This window comes from Pseudomonas sp. Sample_22, assembly GCF_004307635.1.
Classification (GTDB): domain Bacteria; phylum Pseudomonadota; class Gammaproteobacteria; order Pseudomonadales; family Pseudomonadaceae; genus Aquipseudomonas.
Genome location: NZ_RCNY01000085.1, coordinates 72,923 through 87,656, shown reverse-complemented (window position 1 = coordinate 87,656; position 14,734 = coordinate 72,923). Strand labels below are relative to the sequence as shown.

General features: G+C 57.8%; 18 protein-coding genes. 17 read left to right on the top strand and 1 reads right to left on the bottom strand.

Annotated features, from left to right (window positions below; all coding sequences use genetic code 11):
* Nucleotides 1–861: 861 nt before the first annotated feature.
* Together D8U73_RS23365 and D8U73_RS23360 are read left to right on the top strand one after the other, a co-directional pair.
* The gene (locus D8U73_RS23365; RefSeq protein ID WP_056852668.1) at nt 862–1,287 is read left to right on the top strand and encodes an HIT domain-containing protein; all 426 of its coding nucleotides are present in this window, start codon (nt 862–864) and stop codon (nt 1,285–1,287) included.
* Nucleotides 1,288–1,290: 3 nt separating this feature from the next.
* Nucleotides 1,291–1,497, top strand: coding sequence for a SlyX family protein (locus tag D8U73_RS23360; RefSeq protein WP_056852667.1), 207 nt, complete (start codon nt 1,291–1,293; stop codon nt 1,495–1,497).
* 60 nt (nt 1,498–1,557) lie between these two features.
* Here the strand turns inward: D8U73_RS23360 and D8U73_RS29700 are convergent, their stop codons facing one another.
* Nucleotides 1,558–2,160, bottom strand: coding sequence for a cold-shock protein (locus D8U73_RS29700; protein WP_056852666.1), 603 nt, complete (start codon nt 2,158–2,160; stop codon nt 1,558–1,560).
* 308 nt (nt 2,161–2,468) lie between these two features.
* Between D8U73_RS29700 and D8U73_RS23350 the strand changes: the two genes are divergently transcribed.
* The 15 genes from D8U73_RS23350 to ybgF all read left to right on the top strand — a co-directional run bounded on the left by D8U73_RS23350 (nt 2,469) and on the right by ybgF (nt 14,637).
* A complete protein-coding gene (locus tag D8U73_RS23350) occupies nt 2,469–2,939 on the top strand; it encodes a Dps family protein (protein WP_056852665.1) in 471 nt (156 codons plus the stop codon).
* Nucleotides 2,940–3,200: 261 nt separating this feature from the next.
* On the top strand, nt 3,201–3,539 hold the full coding sequence (locus D8U73_RS23345) for a ribbon-helix-helix domain-containing protein (protein ID WP_056852664.1): 339 nt from the start codon (nt 3,201–3,203) through the stop codon (nt 3,537–3,539).
* Nucleotides 3,540–3,675: 136 nt separating this feature from the next.
* Nucleotides 3,676–3,897, top strand: a complete 222-nt coding sequence (locus D8U73_RS23340; RefSeq protein WP_007977333.1) for a zinc ribbon domain-containing protein — start codon at nt 3,676–3,678, stop codon at nt 3,895–3,897.
* A gap of 98 nt (nt 3,898–3,995) precedes the next feature.
* Nucleotides 3,996–5,771, top strand: a complete 1,776-nt coding sequence (gene aspS, locus D8U73_RS23335; protein WP_056852663.1) for an aspartate--tRNA ligase — start codon at nt 3,996–3,998, stop codon at nt 5,769–5,771.
* A gap of 123 nt (nt 5,772–5,894) precedes the next feature.
* Complete coding sequence (locus D8U73_RS23330; protein ID WP_007977329.1) at nt 5,895–6,641, top strand: YebC/PmpR family DNA-binding transcriptional regulator; 747 nt, start codon at nt 5,895–5,897, stop codon at nt 6,639–6,641.
* Between the two features lie 158 nt (nt 6,642–6,799).
* The gene (gene ruvC / locus D8U73_RS23325; protein ID WP_056852662.1) at nt 6,800–7,324 is read left to right on the top strand and encodes a crossover junction endodeoxyribonuclease RuvC; all 525 of its coding nucleotides are present in this window, start codon (nt 6,800–6,802) and stop codon (nt 7,322–7,324) included.
* Nucleotides 7,325–7,438: 114 nt separating this feature from the next.
* Nucleotides 7,439–8,047: a Holliday junction branch migration protein RuvA gene (gene ruvA, locus D8U73_RS23320; protein WP_056852661.1), complete on the top strand. Its 609-nt coding sequence runs from the start codon at nt 7,439–7,441 to the stop codon at nt 8,045–8,047.
* Nucleotides 8,048–9,109, top strand: a complete 1,062-nt coding sequence (gene ruvB, locus D8U73_RS23315) for a Holliday junction branch migration DNA helicase RuvB (protein WP_056852660.1) — start codon at nt 8,048–8,050, stop codon at nt 9,107–9,109. It begins immediately after the preceding gene.
* Between the two features lie 126 nt (nt 9,110–9,235).
* On the top strand, nt 9,236–9,703 hold the full coding sequence (gene ybgC, locus D8U73_RS23310) for a tol-pal system-associated acyl-CoA thioesterase (RefSeq protein ID WP_056852659.1): 468 nt from the start codon (nt 9,236–9,238) through the stop codon (nt 9,701–9,703).
* The gene (gene tolQ, locus D8U73_RS23305) at nt 9,693–10,388 is read left to right on the top strand and encodes a protein TolQ (RefSeq protein WP_034149144.1); all 696 of its coding nucleotides are present in this window, start codon (nt 9,693–9,695) and stop codon (nt 10,386–10,388) included. The genes ybgC and tolQ overlap by 11 nt, the downstream gene beginning before the upstream one ends.
* 23 nt (nt 10,389–10,411) lie before the next feature.
* Entirely contained in the window at nt 10,412–10,864 is a 453-nt protein-coding gene (tolR, locus tag D8U73_RS23300) for a protein TolR (RefSeq protein ID WP_162130368.1), read from the top strand.
* Entirely contained in the window at nt 10,864–11,943 is a 1,080-nt protein-coding gene (gene tolA / locus D8U73_RS23295; protein ID WP_056852658.1) for a cell envelope integrity protein TolA, read from the top strand. The genes tolR and tolA overlap by 1 nt, the downstream gene beginning before the upstream one ends.
* On the top strand, nt 11,940–13,241 hold the full coding sequence (tolB, locus tag D8U73_RS23290) for a Tol-Pal system beta propeller repeat protein TolB (protein ID WP_056852657.1): 1,302 nt from the start codon (nt 11,940–11,942) through the stop codon (nt 13,239–13,241). The genes tolA and tolB overlap by 4 nt, the downstream gene beginning before the upstream one ends.
* A gap of 52 nt (nt 13,242–13,293) precedes the next feature.
* The gene (gene pal / locus D8U73_RS23285) at nt 13,294–13,791 is read left to right on the top strand and encodes a peptidoglycan-associated lipoprotein Pal (protein WP_003178634.1); all 498 of its coding nucleotides are present in this window, start codon (nt 13,294–13,296) and stop codon (nt 13,789–13,791) included.
* A gap of 6 nt (nt 13,792–13,797) precedes the next feature.
* Complete coding sequence (gene ybgF, locus D8U73_RS23280) at nt 13,798–14,637, top strand: tol-pal system protein YbgF (protein WP_056852656.1); 840 nt, start codon at nt 13,798–13,800, stop codon at nt 14,635–14,637.
* The last annotated feature ends 97 nt before the right edge of the window (nt 14,638–14,734 follow it).

Here is a 14,734-nt window from a genome sequence, read left to right as displayed (position 1 = left end):
TTATTATCTGGGCGGCTCTTTCTTTTTGTGTCGGCGCAAACTTATATCACGCCGACAATGTTGGCGATACTTGCGCATCTAACCTTTCAGCTTCTTTACGACCCTGTCGCTAACAGCTTGCTAGATGTCGCAAATTTACAGCCCCGATGCAACCGGAGACACAACTTTAACGCTGTTTTGTTGGGGTTGAGCATCGGTAAAAAGAGTCCCTGGTGAAACGTTTGAATCTCCATCGGGCTACCCTGCCGCTGTTTTATTTAGTCTCAAGGTTCCCGCTTCCAGCTGAGCCTTATAGACGATGTGGGTGTGAATGCAACAAGCGTGCACAAATCAGAATTCCATGGATATTTTTTTCTGCATTGCTGGCCGATGCCGTAAAACCTCATGAATCCGGGGGTCTCATCCTGCTGTAGGTGAGGCTTGACGCCATCCATCGCATGGTGTTGACCATACTGTTACCGCCGCGTGACAACCAAAAATGTTACCGGTTCACCCCGCCGTTGAGTAATTGGCGGATATGCGAAGTAGTCAGCGTAGACACACTGTGCGGTTTTGGTGCAAAAATTTTTATTTGCTGTACTGAATCCATACAGCATCGCGGCCTGTCACCCAGCAGCTGATGAGGCTTTTCGGTCATTTCAGCGCATTTTGCGGGGCTGCCGGTTCGGTACTGGTGCGTTTCGCCAGCAAGTGTTTCATCTCGGAGCGTAGGAGCGTCCATATCAGGATCTCGAGAGTTTGCATCAGGGTTCGTCGTGAAGCCTGCGACGTTCGCAGGTATGCTGCCGTCCAGTCGCTTGGTGCAACATCTCTCGGGATGGGCGCTAAGCTGAAATTGATGACCTGACGGGAGTGCGCGCTGTGTTCGCTTTAGATCCAATACTTCAACAGGACACGCTACCGATCGGTGATTTCCCGCTTTGCCGGCTGCTGCTGTCCAACGATTCGAACTATCCCTGGTTCATCCTGGTGCCTCGCCGTGACGATATCAGCGAGATATTTCAGTTGGATGTCGCCGATCAGCAGCAGTTGTGGCAGGAAACGACCGCGCTGGCCGAGTTGCTCAAGGATTCATTCGACGCCGATAAACTCAACGTCGCGGCGTTGGGCAATGTCGTCAGTCAGTTGCATATGCATGTGATCGTGCGCAAGCGGGATGACGCCGCCTGGCCCGCGCCGATCTGGGGTAAACACCCGGCCAGGCCTTACAATGCAGAGCAGGTCGAGGCCATTCGTGAGCGACTGCGTCTGGTGCTGACCGACGATTTCACCTTCGTGGAGGGTTGAATCATGAGCCTGGAAAATCGCGTTACCGATCTGGAGAGTCAATTGGCGTTTCAGGATGACACCATCCAGTCGTTGAACGACGTGCTGGCAGCGCAGCAGCGCGCAGTCGAGCGCCTGCAGTTGCAGATGGCCGCATTGCTCAAGCGCCAGGAAGAAATGGCCGGTCAGTTCGAGTCTTTCGAGGAAGAGGCGCCGCCGCCGCATTACTGAATGGCAGGCAATAAAAAACCGCGAGCAGCCAGGCTGTTCGCGGTTTTTTTACGCCTTGTATCAGCGGCGAGGCAGAGCGGCGATCACATCTTCGGCTTGCAGGCCCTTGTCACGATTCATGACAGAGAACTCCACGCGCTGGCCTTCGACCAGGACGCGATGGCCTTCACCGCGAATGGCCCGGAAGTGCACGAAAATATCGTCACCGGAGTCGCGGGAGATAAAGCCGAAGCCTTTGGAGGTGTTGAACCACTTGACGGTTCCGGTATCGCGGTTGCTCATGTCGTAGCTTGGCGAAGCGGCAGCCGGTGACGATTTGTAGAAGCTGATGGCCAGGTGCAGAAAAACCGCAACCAGAGCGGCGACCAGGCTGAACAGAACGGCAGGTTGACCGGCGATGACAGGCATCGGCGCGATCAGCGTCAGGGTTTGCAGAACGACAGCCAGTACCAGCAGGGCGCTGACCAGGTTTTGCAGTTGATGACGCGGGCCTTTGTTCCAGTAGGGGATGACAGGTGCGAGGGTGAGGTTAAGCAGGCCGAAAAAGGCCAGGTACAGAGCATCGGGTTGTTGCAGGTAAGGTACGGCTTCGGATCGCAGGCTAGGGATGAAGGACAGCAGCAAGGCCGCTGCACCTATTAGCAGGTGGACGATTTTCAACATTTTGATTGACTCACGTTAAGACGGCTCACAAGGAAGAGCTGACGAGGCACGGTTCGCTTCAGAACAATAGGAGGCGTTGGACACGTACCCGATATCAGCCTATGCGCGGCACCCGGAAAAATAGGCACCCACGACACGATGTCTATTTAACAGCAAAGCCGCAGGCTACTCAAATCAGGGCGTCCAGCGGTGTGTCGGGGACGATTTGTCGCGGGACCCCGGGCAATCCAGGGCTGCGATGCGACGACAGGCTTGCTAGAGTGGTCCTGCACCTGTTGGATGAAGTTCATCACCTTTAGGGGAAAAACATGGCAATCGATATCGGTATCAGTGAAGAGGATCGCAAGTCCATCGTCGAGGGGCTCTCGCGCCTGTTGTCGGACACCTACGTACTTTATTTGAAAACCCATAACTTCCACTGGAACGTCACCGGGCCGATGTTCCGGACCCTGCACCTGATGTTCGAGGAGCAATACAATGAATTGGCCCTGGCGGTCGATTCGATTGCCGAGCGGATCCGTGCACTCGGATTTCCGGCACCCGGTGCCTACGCCGTTTATGCGCGGCTGTCTTCCATCAAAGAGGAGGAGGGCGTGCCTGCTGCCGAAGACATGATCAGGCAGTTGGTCGAAGGCCAGGAAGCTGTAACACGCACCGCTCGCGGCATCTTCCCGTTGCTGGACAAGGTCAGCGACGAGCCGACAGCCGATCTTCTGACCCAGCGTATGCAGGTTCACGAGAAAACCGCGTGGATGTTGCGCGCACTGCTGGACCAGTAACATCCGGGCGCGCGAACGGCACGGGGTGAGTGCTGTTCGCGCGTTTGTCTCCCTCGAAAGTGCGTGATGCTTGAATGAGTCTTCGCTACCAATTGTAGGAAAAGCTCCGGAGTAGGACGCGCTCCATGATCTCCCCTCAACTGTTGGCTTCTCCTACGCGGATGGGCAAAAAGTCATCTGGATATAACGTTGTCCTCGCGGTTTTATAAGCACACAGATTGCGCTTATGGAAACCAGATATGGCAAAGGAGTGTCAGCGTTATGGTTTATGGAGAGAGGCGAAACGAAGGGTGGAGCGGTCCGGTTAAAGACTCAAGGATTGATCCGTTTGTCAGTGAATTCGATATGGGGCTGGTTCAGCCGTTGTCCCGATCGGTGCGTTTGAATGGTTTTGCCACGTGTATGCGGCTGGAGCAGGTTTACTGGGATATCTTGGCCCAGATGGCCAAAGCCAACTGCTGTTCGGTCAGTGCACTGTTGTCCCACCTTGATCGCGAGGTGCACTTGCGTCATGGCGGGGTGAAGAACTTCAGCGGGTTGGTGCGGGTGGTCTGTGTCGTGCACAGTCTCAAGGGCGGGAATTGCAGGGGCATGGCTTGACCGGTGGCACTGAAAGGATTGCGTGTCGATCTGTGCAGTCTTACGGCTGCACAGGCTGCATTTAATGGATATAATCCCGCTCTTTGCCGCAAAACCCAGCGTGTGCGGTAGCAATCTGATCGCCGAGACAACCCCCATGCCGATGTACGATTACCAATGTGCTTCCTGTGGTCATCAGTTGGAAGCCATTCAAAAGATCAGCGATGCACCGCTGGTCGACTGCCCTGCCTGCCAGGCGCCAGAGCTGAAAAAGATGCTGTCCATGCCGGGTTTCCGCCTCAGCGGCACCGGCTGGTACGAGACTGATTTCAAGACCGGTTCCAAGAAAAATCTGGCCGGCGGCGACAAAGCTGACTAGGTTCAGAGCCTGGCTTGAACGACACGCGCGAGCCCTCGCACCCTATGTATGCGAGGCCTGCAACCGAATTTCGAATTACGAGAAGCGAAACCACTACCATGATGCGCAGCCATTATTGCGGCCAACTGAACGAAAGCCTGGAAGGCCAGGAAATTACCCTTTGCGGATGGGTTCATCGTCGCCGTGACCACGGTGGGGTGATTTTCCTCGATATCCGTGATCGTGACGGTCTGGCCCAGGTGGTGTTCGATCCGGATCGCGCTGAGAGCTTCGCCGCCGCTGATCGCGTGCGCAGCGAATTCGTCGTGAAGATCACCGGTAAGGTCCGCCTGCGTCCGGCCGGTGCCACCAATGCCAACATGGCGTCGGGCATGATCGAAGTCCTGGGCTATGAACTGGAAGTGCTGAACGAATCGGAAACCCCGCCGTTCCCGTTGAACGAGTTCTCCGACGTCGGCGAAGAAACCCGTCTGCGCTACCGCTTCCTCGACCTGCGTCGCCCGGAAATGGCCGAGAAGCTGCGTCTGCGTTCGCGCATGACCACCAGCATCCGTCGCTTCCTTGACGAAAACGGCTTCCTCGACGTCGAGACGCCGATCCTGACCCGCGCTACCCCGGAAGGTGCCCGTGACTACCTGGTGCCAAGCCGTACTCACGCCGGTTCGTTCTTCGCCTTGCCGCAATCGCCACAGCTGTTCAAACAGCTGCTGATGGTGGCCGGCTTCGACCGTTACTACCAGATTGCCAAGTGCTTCCGCGACGAAGACCTGCGTGCCGACCGTCAGCCGGAATTCACCCAGATCGACATCGAAACCAGTTTCCTCGATGAAAAAGACATCATGGGCCTGACCGAAGCCATGATCCGTAACCTGTTCAAGGAAGTGCTGGATCTGGAATTCGGTGATTTCCCGCACATGACCTTCGAAGAAGCCATGCGCCGCTACGGTTCCGACAAGCCAGACCTGCGTAACCCGCTGGAACTGGTTGACGTTGCCGATCAACTCAAGGAAGTCGATTTCAAGGTATTCAGCGGTCCGGCCAACGATCCGAAATGCCGCGTTGCCGCACTGCGCGTACCGGGCGGGGCGAGCATGCCGCGCAGCAAGATCGACGACTACACCAAGTTCGTCGGCATCTACGGTGCCAAGGGCCTGGCGTACATCAAGGTCAACGAGCGCGCCAAAGGCGTCGAAGGCCTGCAGTCGCCAATCGTCAAGAACATCCCTGAAGCGTCCCTGAACGTGATCCTCGATCGCGTCGGTGCAGTTGACGGCGACATCGTGTTCTTCGGTGCCGACAAGGCCAAGATCGTCAGCGAAGCCCTGGGCGCGCTGCGGATCAAGGTCGGTAACGATCTGAACCTGCTGACCTGCGAGTGGGCGCCGATGTGGGTCGTCGACTTCCCGATGTTCGAAGAGAACGACGACGGCAGCTTCACCGCTTTGCACCACCCGTTCACCGCACCGAAGTGCACCCCGGCAGAGCTGGAAGCCAACCCGGCTGGCGCGCTGTCCCGAGCCTACGACATGGTGTTGAACGGTACCGAGCTGGGTGGCGGTTCGATCCGTATCCACCGCAAGGAAATGCAGCAATCGGTATTCCGCCTGCTGGGCATCAATGAAGCTGAGCAGGAAGAGAAGTTCGGCTTCCTGCTCGACGCCCTCAAGTACGGCGCGCCGCCGCACGGTGGCCTGGCCTTCGGTCTGGATCGTCTGGTGATGCTGATGACCGGCGCCCAGTCGATCCGTGAAGTGATCGCCTTCCCGAAAACCCAGAGCGCGGCAGACGTCATGACTCAGGCTCCGGGTCAGGTAGATGCCAAGGCATTGCGTGAACTGCACATTCGCCTGCGCGAAACACCAAAGGCCGAGTAAGGCTGGAGGGCGCATCTTCGGATGCGCCCTTTCTTTATAGACAGAGCTGTACAAGATTTTTGTTTGCCGGCCGGCGCGACTCAGCGTGGCGGGCAATGTTTCAAAGAGAATTCGGAGCGAGTTATGGCAGGTCATTCCAAGTGGGCGAACATCAAGCACCGCAAAGAACGTCAGGATGCCAAGAGGGGCAAGATCTTCACCAAGTGGATTCGTGAACTGACCGTTGCTGCCCGTCAGGGTGGTGGTGATCCCGGTTCCAACCCGCGTCTGCGCCTGGCCCTGGACAAGGCGCTGGGTGCCAACATGAGCCGTGACATCATCGATCGCGCCATCGCCCGCGGTACTGGCGCTGCCGATACCGACGACGTGGTCGAGTTGACCTATGAAGGTTACGGCCCGGGTGGCGTGGCGGTGATGGTCGAGTGCATGACCGACAACCGTAATCGCACTGCAGCCGCTGTCCGCCACGCGTTCAGCAAGTGCGGCGGTAACCTGGGGACTGACGGTTCGGTGGCCTATCTGTTCGAGCGCAAGGGGCAGATTTCCTTCGCCGCCGGTGTCGACGAAGACGCGTTGATGGAGGCTGCCATGGAAGCCGACGCCGATGACGTGGTGACCAACGAAGACGGGTCGATCGATGTGTTCACCTCGTTCGCCGGGTTCTATTCCGTGCGAAACGCGCTGGAAGCGGCGGGTTTCAAAGGGGATGACGCTGAAATCGTCATGTTGCCGACCACCAGCGCCGAACTCGATCTGGAAGGTGCCGAAAAAGTCCTCAAGCTGATCGACATGCTCGAAGACCTGGATGACGTGCAGAACGTCTACTCCAATGCCGAGATCCCGGAGTCGGTGGCCGCTCAGCTCGGTTGAAGGTAGCCAGGATCCAATGTGGGAGCTGGCTTGCCAGCGATGACAGTGAGTCAGGCAACATCTTTGTTGGATGAGCCTGCGCCATCGCTGGCAAGCCAGCTCCCACATCTGTTATTCGCTGTATTGAATGCAGTGCACTTACCCAACCCGCAGGCGTTATGACTTTAATTCTTGGTATCGACCCCGGTTCGCGCATCACCGGTTATGGCGTTGTTCGTGATACCGGGCGCGGCTGCGAGTATGTGGCCTCTGGCTGTATTCGTACCGGCGCGGGCGAGCTGCATGAGCGTCTGCAAATTGTCTACCGCGGTGTGCGGGAGATTATCCAGATGTACAAGCCGGTGACCATGGGCATCGAAAAGGTGTTCATGGCCCGCAATGCCGACTCAGCCCTGAAACTGGGGCAGGCCCGTGGCGCCGCTATCGTGGCGGGTGCGGAAGAAAGCCTGGAAATCGCCGAGTACACCGCGACCCAGGTCAAGCAGGCTGTAGTCGGCACTGGCGCTGCCAATAAAGAGCAGGTCCAGATGATGGTCATGCATATGCTGAAACTGACCAGCAAGCCACAAATCGATGCCTCGGACGCCCTGGCCATCGCCATTTGCCATGCTCACACCCGCTCCAGTCTCTTGCCCCACGGCTTGGGGGCGGCACGCAGTCGTGGCGGGCGCCTGCGTCTCTGATAGCATCAGCAATCATTTTTTCCGGAATGAGGGTTTCGCGCCTGTGTTGTCGGCCGAACCCCTTGCTCTGTCAGTCGCTGGCCTCGTGCTGGCCAACGCTCAAGGATCTGTAACGTGATTGGACGCTTGCGCGGCACTCTGGCTGAAAAACAGCCACCGCACCTGATTCTGGATGTAAATGGTCTGGGCTATGAGCTGGAAGTGCCCATGACCACGCTGTATCGTTTGCCGTCGGTCGGTGAGCCGCTGACCTTGCACACCCATTTGGTCGTACGCGAAGACGCGCAGTTACTCTATGGCTTCGTCGGCAAGCGCGAGCGAGACTTTTTCCGTGAATTGATTCGTCTCAACGGTGTAGGGCCGAAACTGGCCCTGGCCTTGATGTCGAGTCTGGAGGTCGATGAACTGGTGCGTTGCGTGCAGTCCCAGGACACATCGGCGTTGACCAAGGTGCCGGGCGTGGGCAAGAAAACCGCAGAACGCCTGTTGGTCGAACTCAAGGATCGCTTCAAGGCCTGGGAAACCGTGCCGGCGATGTTTGCCCTGGTGCCGAACCAGCCGGACGGCCCTGCACCGGTCAATACCGCCGAAAACGACGCGGTCAGCGCGCTGATCTCCCTGGGCTACAAGCCGCAGGAAGCCAGCAAGGCGATTTCCGCGATCAAGGAGAAAGGCTTGAGCAGTGAAGACATGATTCGTCGTGCCCTGAAGGGAATGATCTAAGTGATTGAAGCTGATCGTCTGATCGCCGCCACGGGTGGACCTCGTGACCGCGAGGAAGTCCAGGACCGGGCGATTCGTCCTGTCAGCCTGGCCGAATACATCGGCCAGCCGACCGTTCGCGAGCAAATGGAGTTGTTCATCCAGGCTGCCCGTGGCCGTAACGAATCCCTTGATCACACCCTGATCTTCGGTCCTCCGGGGCTGGGTAAAACCACGCTGGCCAACATCATCGCCCAGGAAATGGGGGTGTCGATCAAAAGCACCTCGGGGCCGGTCCTTGAGCGTCCGGGTGATCTGGCCGCGCTGCTGACCAACCTTGAACCGCACGACGTACTGTTCATCGACGAAATCCATCGCTTGTCACCGATTGTCGAAGAAGTGCTGTATCCGGCGATGGAAGATTTCCAGCTCGACATCATGATCGGCGAAGGCCCGGCTGCGCGTTCGATCAAGCTCGATCTGCCGCCGTTCACCCTGGTTGGCGCAACGACACGGGCGGGGATGCTGACCAATCCGTTGCGCGACCGTTTCGGCATCGTCCAGCGCCTGGAGTTCTACAACAACGCCGATCTGTCGACGATTGTCAGCCGCTCGGCCAGTATCCTCGGCTTGCCGCTCGACCCGGAGGGCGCCTTCGAAATCGCCCGCCGCGCCCGCGGCACCCCGCGAATCGCCAACCGTCTGCTGCGTCGTGTACGCGACTTCGCCGAAGTCCGTGCCAAGGGCCATATCACTAAACCGATTGCCGATCTGGCCCTGAATCTGCTGGATGTCGACGAGCGCGGCTTCGATCACCAGGACCGGCGTCTGTTGCTGACCATGATCGAGAAATTCGATGGCGGGCCGGTCGGGGTCGATAGCCTCGCGGCGGCGATCAGTGAAGAGCGCCACACCATCGAAGACGTGCTGGAACCTTACCTGATCCAGCAGGGCTATATCATGCGCACGCCGCGGGGGCGGGTGGTGACGCGGCATGCCTACCTGCACTTCGGCTTAAACATTCCGTCACGATTGGGTGAGATGCCCGTGGTAGACGAATTCCTTGATGCCGTGGACGATTAATTAACTTTTGCGTGCTGAATTTTCGGGCATTGTGCTGTCCTAGGACCGTACTTTCGCGAGAAAGCCGCAGAACAATGAAAAACAGTTGCCTGGCCGATTGGCAACCTGAGGAGTAAGCACTAGAGTATGCGCGCGCAAAACGGGCTTGAGCCTTTCGCACATCGTTGTCGCGTTTATTACGAAGACACCGATGCGGGCGGCATCGTGTATTACGTCAATTACCTCAAGTTTATGGAACGGGCTCGAACCGAGCGGCTACGAGAACTGGGCTTTGCCCAATCGCAGCTGGCAGGGGAGGACCTGTTGTTCGTCGTGCATTCCAGCGAAGCGCGCTACCACGCGCCGGCGCGACTGGACGACGAGCTGCTGGTAAGCGCTGAAGTAATCGAATTGAACCGTGCCAGCCTGCGCTTCAAACAGCAGGTCAGGCGGGCAACGGATGATGCGCTGCTCTGTGAAGGGCAGTTTCTGGTGGCCTGTGTGCGCACTGACAGTTTAAAACCCCGGGCCATTCCCGAAGCTCTACGAGCGGCCTTTGCCGACGTGAGCGGCGCGGGTACTCACTCAAAGCAGGAGATAAAGCGTGGAAGCTAACGTCGTCGACCATTCCTCCATGTGGAGCCTGGTCAGCAATGCCAGTATCGTGGTGCAACTGGTAATGCTGACCCTGGTAGCCGCATCGGTGACCTCATGGATCATGATCTTTCAGCGCAGCAACCTGCTGCGCGCCGGTCGACGTGCCCTGGAGAGCTTCGAGGAGCGCTTCTGGTCGGGTATCGACCTGTCCAAACTCTACCGCCAGGCCGGCAGCAACCCGGACCCTGATTCGGGTGTCGAGCAGATCTTCCGCGCCGGTTTCAAGGAATTCTCCCGTCTGCGCCAGCAGCCAGGCGTTGACCCTGAAGCGGTCATGGAAGGCGTAGCCCGTGCCATGCGCGTCGCGATCTCCCGCGAAGAAGAAAAGCTCGAGCAAAGCCTGCCCTTCCTGGCCACCGTCGGTTCCGTGAGTCCGTACATCGGTCTGTTCGGTACTGTGTGGGGCATCATGAACTCCTTCCGCGGCCTGGCGACTGCCCAGCAAGCAACGCTGGCAACTGTTGCACCCGGTATCGCCGAAGCACTGATCGCTACCGCGATTGGTCTGTTCGCCGCGATTCCTGCCGTTATCGCCTACAACCGTTTTGCCGCTCGCAGCGAAACGCTGATCAGCCGCTACTACACCTTCGCCGATGAATTCCAGGCGATCCTGCACCGCAAAGTGCACACCAGCGAAGAATAAGCAGGTAATTTCCAATGGCTTTAATCGCTCGAGCACGAAACAAGCGCAAGCCGGTCGCCGAGATGAACGTAGTGCCTTACATCGACGTGATGCTGGTGCTGCTGGTCATCTTCATGGTGACCGCGCCGATGCTCAATCAGGGCGTGAAAGTTGATCTGCCCAAGGTTTCCAGCGAAGCCTTGCCGCAGGACAACAACACCCAGGTCCTGACCATTTCCATCAAGTCTGACAAGACCTATTACTGGAACCTTGGCAGCGAAGTCGACACCGAGAAGCAACAGGACAGGGCCATGACCCTGCCGCAGATGACCGATGCGGTGACCAAGATCATTCGCGTCGGCAACGAAGGCGGCAAGCGTACCCAGGTCTTCATTCGCGGCGACAAGAGTGTCGACTACGGCTCTGTCATGGGCGCCATGGGCGGGTTGCAGAAGGCCGGCGTCGGTAATGTTGGCTTGATTACCGAGGCGCCCTGATGCAGCAACAGCGAGAGCCGTCCGCCTCGGAAAGCTACTTCTGGCCTAGTGTCTGGGCGATTGGCTTGCACGTGCTGGTGTTCGGCATGCTGTTTGTCAGTTTCGCCTTTACCCCGGAGTTGCCGCCGGCCAAGCCGATTGTCCAGGCGACCCTGTACCAGCTGAAATCGAAAAGTCAGGCGACCACCCAGACCAATCAGAAGATTGCGGGTGAGGCGAAGAAATCCGCCGCGCGCCAGACCGAAGTCGAGCAGATGGAGCAGAAAAAGGTCGAGCAGGAAGCGGTGAAGGCTGCGGAACAAAAGAAAGAAGAAGCGGCTCAAAAGGCCGAGGAAGCCAAGAAGGCCGACGAGTCGAAGAAAGCGGAAGAGGCGAAAAAGGCTGATGAAGCCAAGAAAGCCGATGAAGCGAAGAAGACCGCCGAAGCCAAGAAGGCAGAAGAGAAACAATTGGCTGATATAGCCAAGAAGAAAGCGGAAGAAGAAGCCAAGAAGGCTGCTGAAGAAGAGGCCAAGAAAGCGGCCGCTGAAGAAGCGAAGAAAAAGATCGTCGAAGACGCGAAGAAGAAAGCCGCGGAAGACGCCAAGAAGAAAGCTGAAGCTGAAGAGGCGAAGAAGAAAGTCGCCGATGAAGCGAAGAAGAAAGCTGCTGCCGATGCTGCGAAGAAGAAAGCGCAGGAAGCGGCACGTAAATCCGCCGAAGACAAAAAGGCTCAGGCCCTGGCAGATTTGCTTTCCGACACGCCGCAGCGTCAGCAGGCCTTGGCCGATGAGCAGGGTGACGAAGTCGCCGGCAGTTTCGATGACCTGATTCGCGCTCGTGCAGCGGAAGGCTGGGCTCGTCCACCTTCGGCCCGCAAAGGCATGACGGTCGTGTTGCAAATCGGCATGTTGCCGGACGGTACGGTGACTTCGGTCAGCGTGGCCAAGTCCAGTGGCGACGGTCCGTTCGACGCATCGGCTGTGGCAGCGGTGAAGAATATTGGACGTTTGACAGAAATGCAGGGAATGAAGCCGAGTGATTTCGCTCCGTATCGTTCATTCAAGATGACATTCACACCTGAGGATCTAGCCTTGTGAGAAACCTTCTTCGAGGAATGCTCGTCGCTATCTGCTGCATGGCAGGATTGGCGATGGCAGATGAAAAAAACATTCTGGTCACCAGCGGCAGTGATCGGGCAACCCCGATCGCCGTTGTGCCGTTCGGTAACCAGGGCGGCAGCGTGCTGCCGGACGACATGGCGGAAATCATCGGTAACGACCTGCGTAACTCGGGTTACTACTCGCCGATTCCAAAGCAGAACATGATCAGCCAGCCAAGCCAGGCCAGCGAAATCATCTTCCGTGACTTCAAGGCGCTTGGCGCCCAGTACGTCATGGTCGGCAGCATTGTTCCGGCGGGCGGTCGCCTGCAGGTGCAATACGCACTGTTCAACGTTGCCACCGAGCAGCAAGTGCTGACGGGCAGCGTGTCTGGCGGCGTCGACCAATTGCGCGACATGTCGCACTACATCGCCGATCAGTCGTTCGAAAAGCTCACCGGTATCAAAGGTGCCTTTTCGACCCGCCTGTTGTACGTGACGGCCGAGCGTTTCTCCGAGAAGAACACGCGCTACACGCTGCAACGTTCGGACTATGACGGTGCCCGTGCCGTGACCCTGCTGCAATCGCGCGAGCCGATCCTGTCGCCGCGTTTCGCACCGGATGGCAAGCGCATCGCTTACGTCTCGTTCGAGCAGAAGCGTCCTCGAGTGTTCATGCAGAACATCGACACCGGTCGCCGTGAGCAGATCACCAACTTCGAAGGCCTGAACGGTGCCCCTGCCTGGTCGCCGGATGGCAATCGCCTGGCGTTCGTCCTGTCCAAGGACGGCAACCCGGACATCTACGTGATGAACCTCGGTTCGCGTCAGATCACCCGTGTCACCAACGGCCCGGGCATCAACACCGAACCGTTCTGGGGCAAGGATGGCTCGACCATCTACTTCACTTCCGACCGTGGCGGCAAACCGCAGATTTACAAAACCAGCGTGGGTGGCGGCGGTGCGGAGCGTGTGACGTTCGTGGGTAACTACAACGCCAACCCAAAACTGTCGGCTGATGAAAAGACCCTGGTCATGATTCACCGCCAGGATGGTTTCACCAATTTCAAAGTGGCGGCTCAGGATTTGCAGCGCGGTAGTGTAAAAATCCTCACTGATAGCACTCTGGACGAGTCGCCTACTGTTGCGCCCAACGGCACCATGGTAATCTACGCCACCCGCCAGCAGGGCCGGGGAGTCTTGATGCTCGTGTCCATCAATGGACGCGTAAGGCTCCCGCTTCCTACCGCACAAGGCGAAGTCAGAGAACCTTCCTGGTCCCCTTACCTGAACTGACGCGGCGCTATACGTTTTACTTAACACACTGGGGTTCATTAGGAGTTTCACGATGGAAATGCTGAAGTTTGGTAAATTTGCTGCGCTGGCTCTGGCCATGGCTGTAGCTGTAGGTTGCTCGTCCAAAGGCGGCGACAATGCCGGTGAAGGCGCTGTAGATCCAAACGCTGGTTACGGCGCAAACACTGGCGCAGTTGACGGCTCCCTGAGCGAAGAAGCTGCTCTGCGCGCTATCACCACTTTCTACTTCGAATACGACAGCTCGGACCTGAAGCCAGAAGCCATGCGCGCTCTGGACGTTCACGCCAAAGACCTGAAAGCAAACGGCGCTCGCGTTGTACTGGAAGGCAACACCGACGAACGTGGTACTCGTGAGTACAACATGGCACTGGGCGAGCGTCGTGCGAAAGCCGTTCAACGCTACCTGGTACTGCAAGGCGTTTCCCCAGCTCAGCTGGAACTGGTTTCCTACGGCGAAGAGCGTCCAGTTGCTACCGGCAACGACGAGCAGTCCTGGGCTCAAAACCGTCGCGTCGAACTGCGTAAGTAATTCGTCATGCGAACGTGCCGTCGTGCTGTAACTGTTCTGGCTCTCAGTCTCGCGTCGCTTTCGGCGTGGGCTGCGGTTCCTGTGGTCGATAATGACTCCGGCTATAACAATAGCGGGAGCAGTTATCCGCCTGCAGGTTACGGTACGAACGGCGCCTATGCCGGGGGAGGGGTTTCGGCCCCTGTCTCGGCACAGGGCGAGCTGTTCAACCAACTGCAATCAATGCAGCAACAGATCGAGCGCCAGCAAGGTGCAATTGAAGTTCTGCAAAATGATGTAGCGCGCATGAAGCAGGAAAACCTGGAGCGATATCAGGATCTTGATCGGCGCATAGGAACCGGCGTTGCACCAGCCGCGACTCCTGAGAATTCTTCCGGCGGTGGCGATCTGAATGCCCCTGCTGCAGCCGCTGGCGCGAGTGCAGGGGCGGCCGCCGCTCAAGCACCTGCGGCAGGCGGTGAACCGGCGGATCCGGCGAAGGAAAAGCTCTATTACGATGCCGCCTTCGACCTGATCAAAGCCAAGGATTTCGACAAGGCCAGCCAGGCCTTCGCCGCATTCCTGCGCAAATACCCGAATAGCCAATACTCGGGTAATGCCCAGTACTGGTTGGGTGAAGTGAACCTGGCCAAGGGTGATCTGCAAGGTGCAGGCCAGGCGTTTGCCAAGGTTTCGCAGCTTTACCCGAAACACGCCAAAGTGCCTGATTCGCTGTACAAGCTTGCTGATGTAGAGCGCCGCCTGGGTCACACCGACCGGGTAAAAGGCATTCTGCAGCAGGTGGTGTCCCAATATCCGGGCACTTCCGCTGCTCAGTTGGCCCAACGCGATCTGCAGAAAATGTAAGGCTGTTTGAGCCCTTTCGAAGAAACCCGCGCTTGCCGCGGGTTTTTTCGTTAGAATTCACGCCCTTTTTATGAAACACGCTTTTTGGGATCTGCGC

Bases quoted from the DNA above. Each gene is read 5' to 3' on its own strand.
- ruvC (WP_056852662.1), top strand. From the start codon at position 6,800: ATGACTTTAATTCTTGGTATCGACCCCGGTTCGCGCATCACCGGTTAT.
- tolA (WP_056852658.1), top strand. From the start codon at position 10,864: ATGCAGCAACAGCGAGAGCCGTCCGCCTCGGAAAGCTACTTCTGGCCT.
- D8U73_RS23330 (WP_007977329.1), top strand. From the start codon at position 5,895: ATGGCAGGTCATTCCAAGTGGGCGAACATCAAGCACCGCAAAGAACGT.
- D8U73_RS23340 (WP_007977333.1), top strand. From the start codon at position 3,676: ATGCCGATGTACGATTACCAATGTGCTTCCTGTGGTCATCAGTTGGAA.
- D8U73_RS29700 (WP_056852666.1), bottom strand. From the start codon at position 2,160: ATGTTGAAAATCGTCCACCTGCTAATAGGTGCAGCGGCCTTGCTGCTG.
- ybgF (WP_056852656.1), top strand. From the start codon at position 13,798: ATGCGAACGTGCCGTCGTGCTGTAACTGTTCTGGCTCTCAGTCTCGCG.
- pal (WP_003178634.1), top strand. From the start codon at position 13,294: ATGGAAATGCTGAAGTTTGGTAAATTTGCTGCGCTGGCTCTGGCCATG.
- D8U73_RS23345 (WP_056852664.1), top strand. From the start codon at position 3,201: ATGGTTTATGGAGAGAGGCGAAACGAAGGGTGGAGCGGTCCGGTTAAA.
- aspS (WP_056852663.1), top strand. From the start codon at position 3,996: ATGATGCGCAGCCATTATTGCGGCCAACTGAACGAAAGCCTGGAAGGC.
- ybgC (WP_056852659.1), top strand. From the start codon at position 9,236: ATGCGCGCGCAAAACGGGCTTGAGCCTTTCGCACATCGTTGTCGCGTT.
- D8U73_RS23350 (WP_056852665.1), top strand. From the start codon at position 2,469: ATGGCAATCGATATCGGTATCAGTGAAGAGGATCGCAAGTCCATCGTC.
- D8U73_RS23360 (WP_056852667.1), top strand. From the start codon at position 1,291: ATGAGCCTGGAAAATCGCGTTACCGATCTGGAGAGTCAATTGGCGTTT.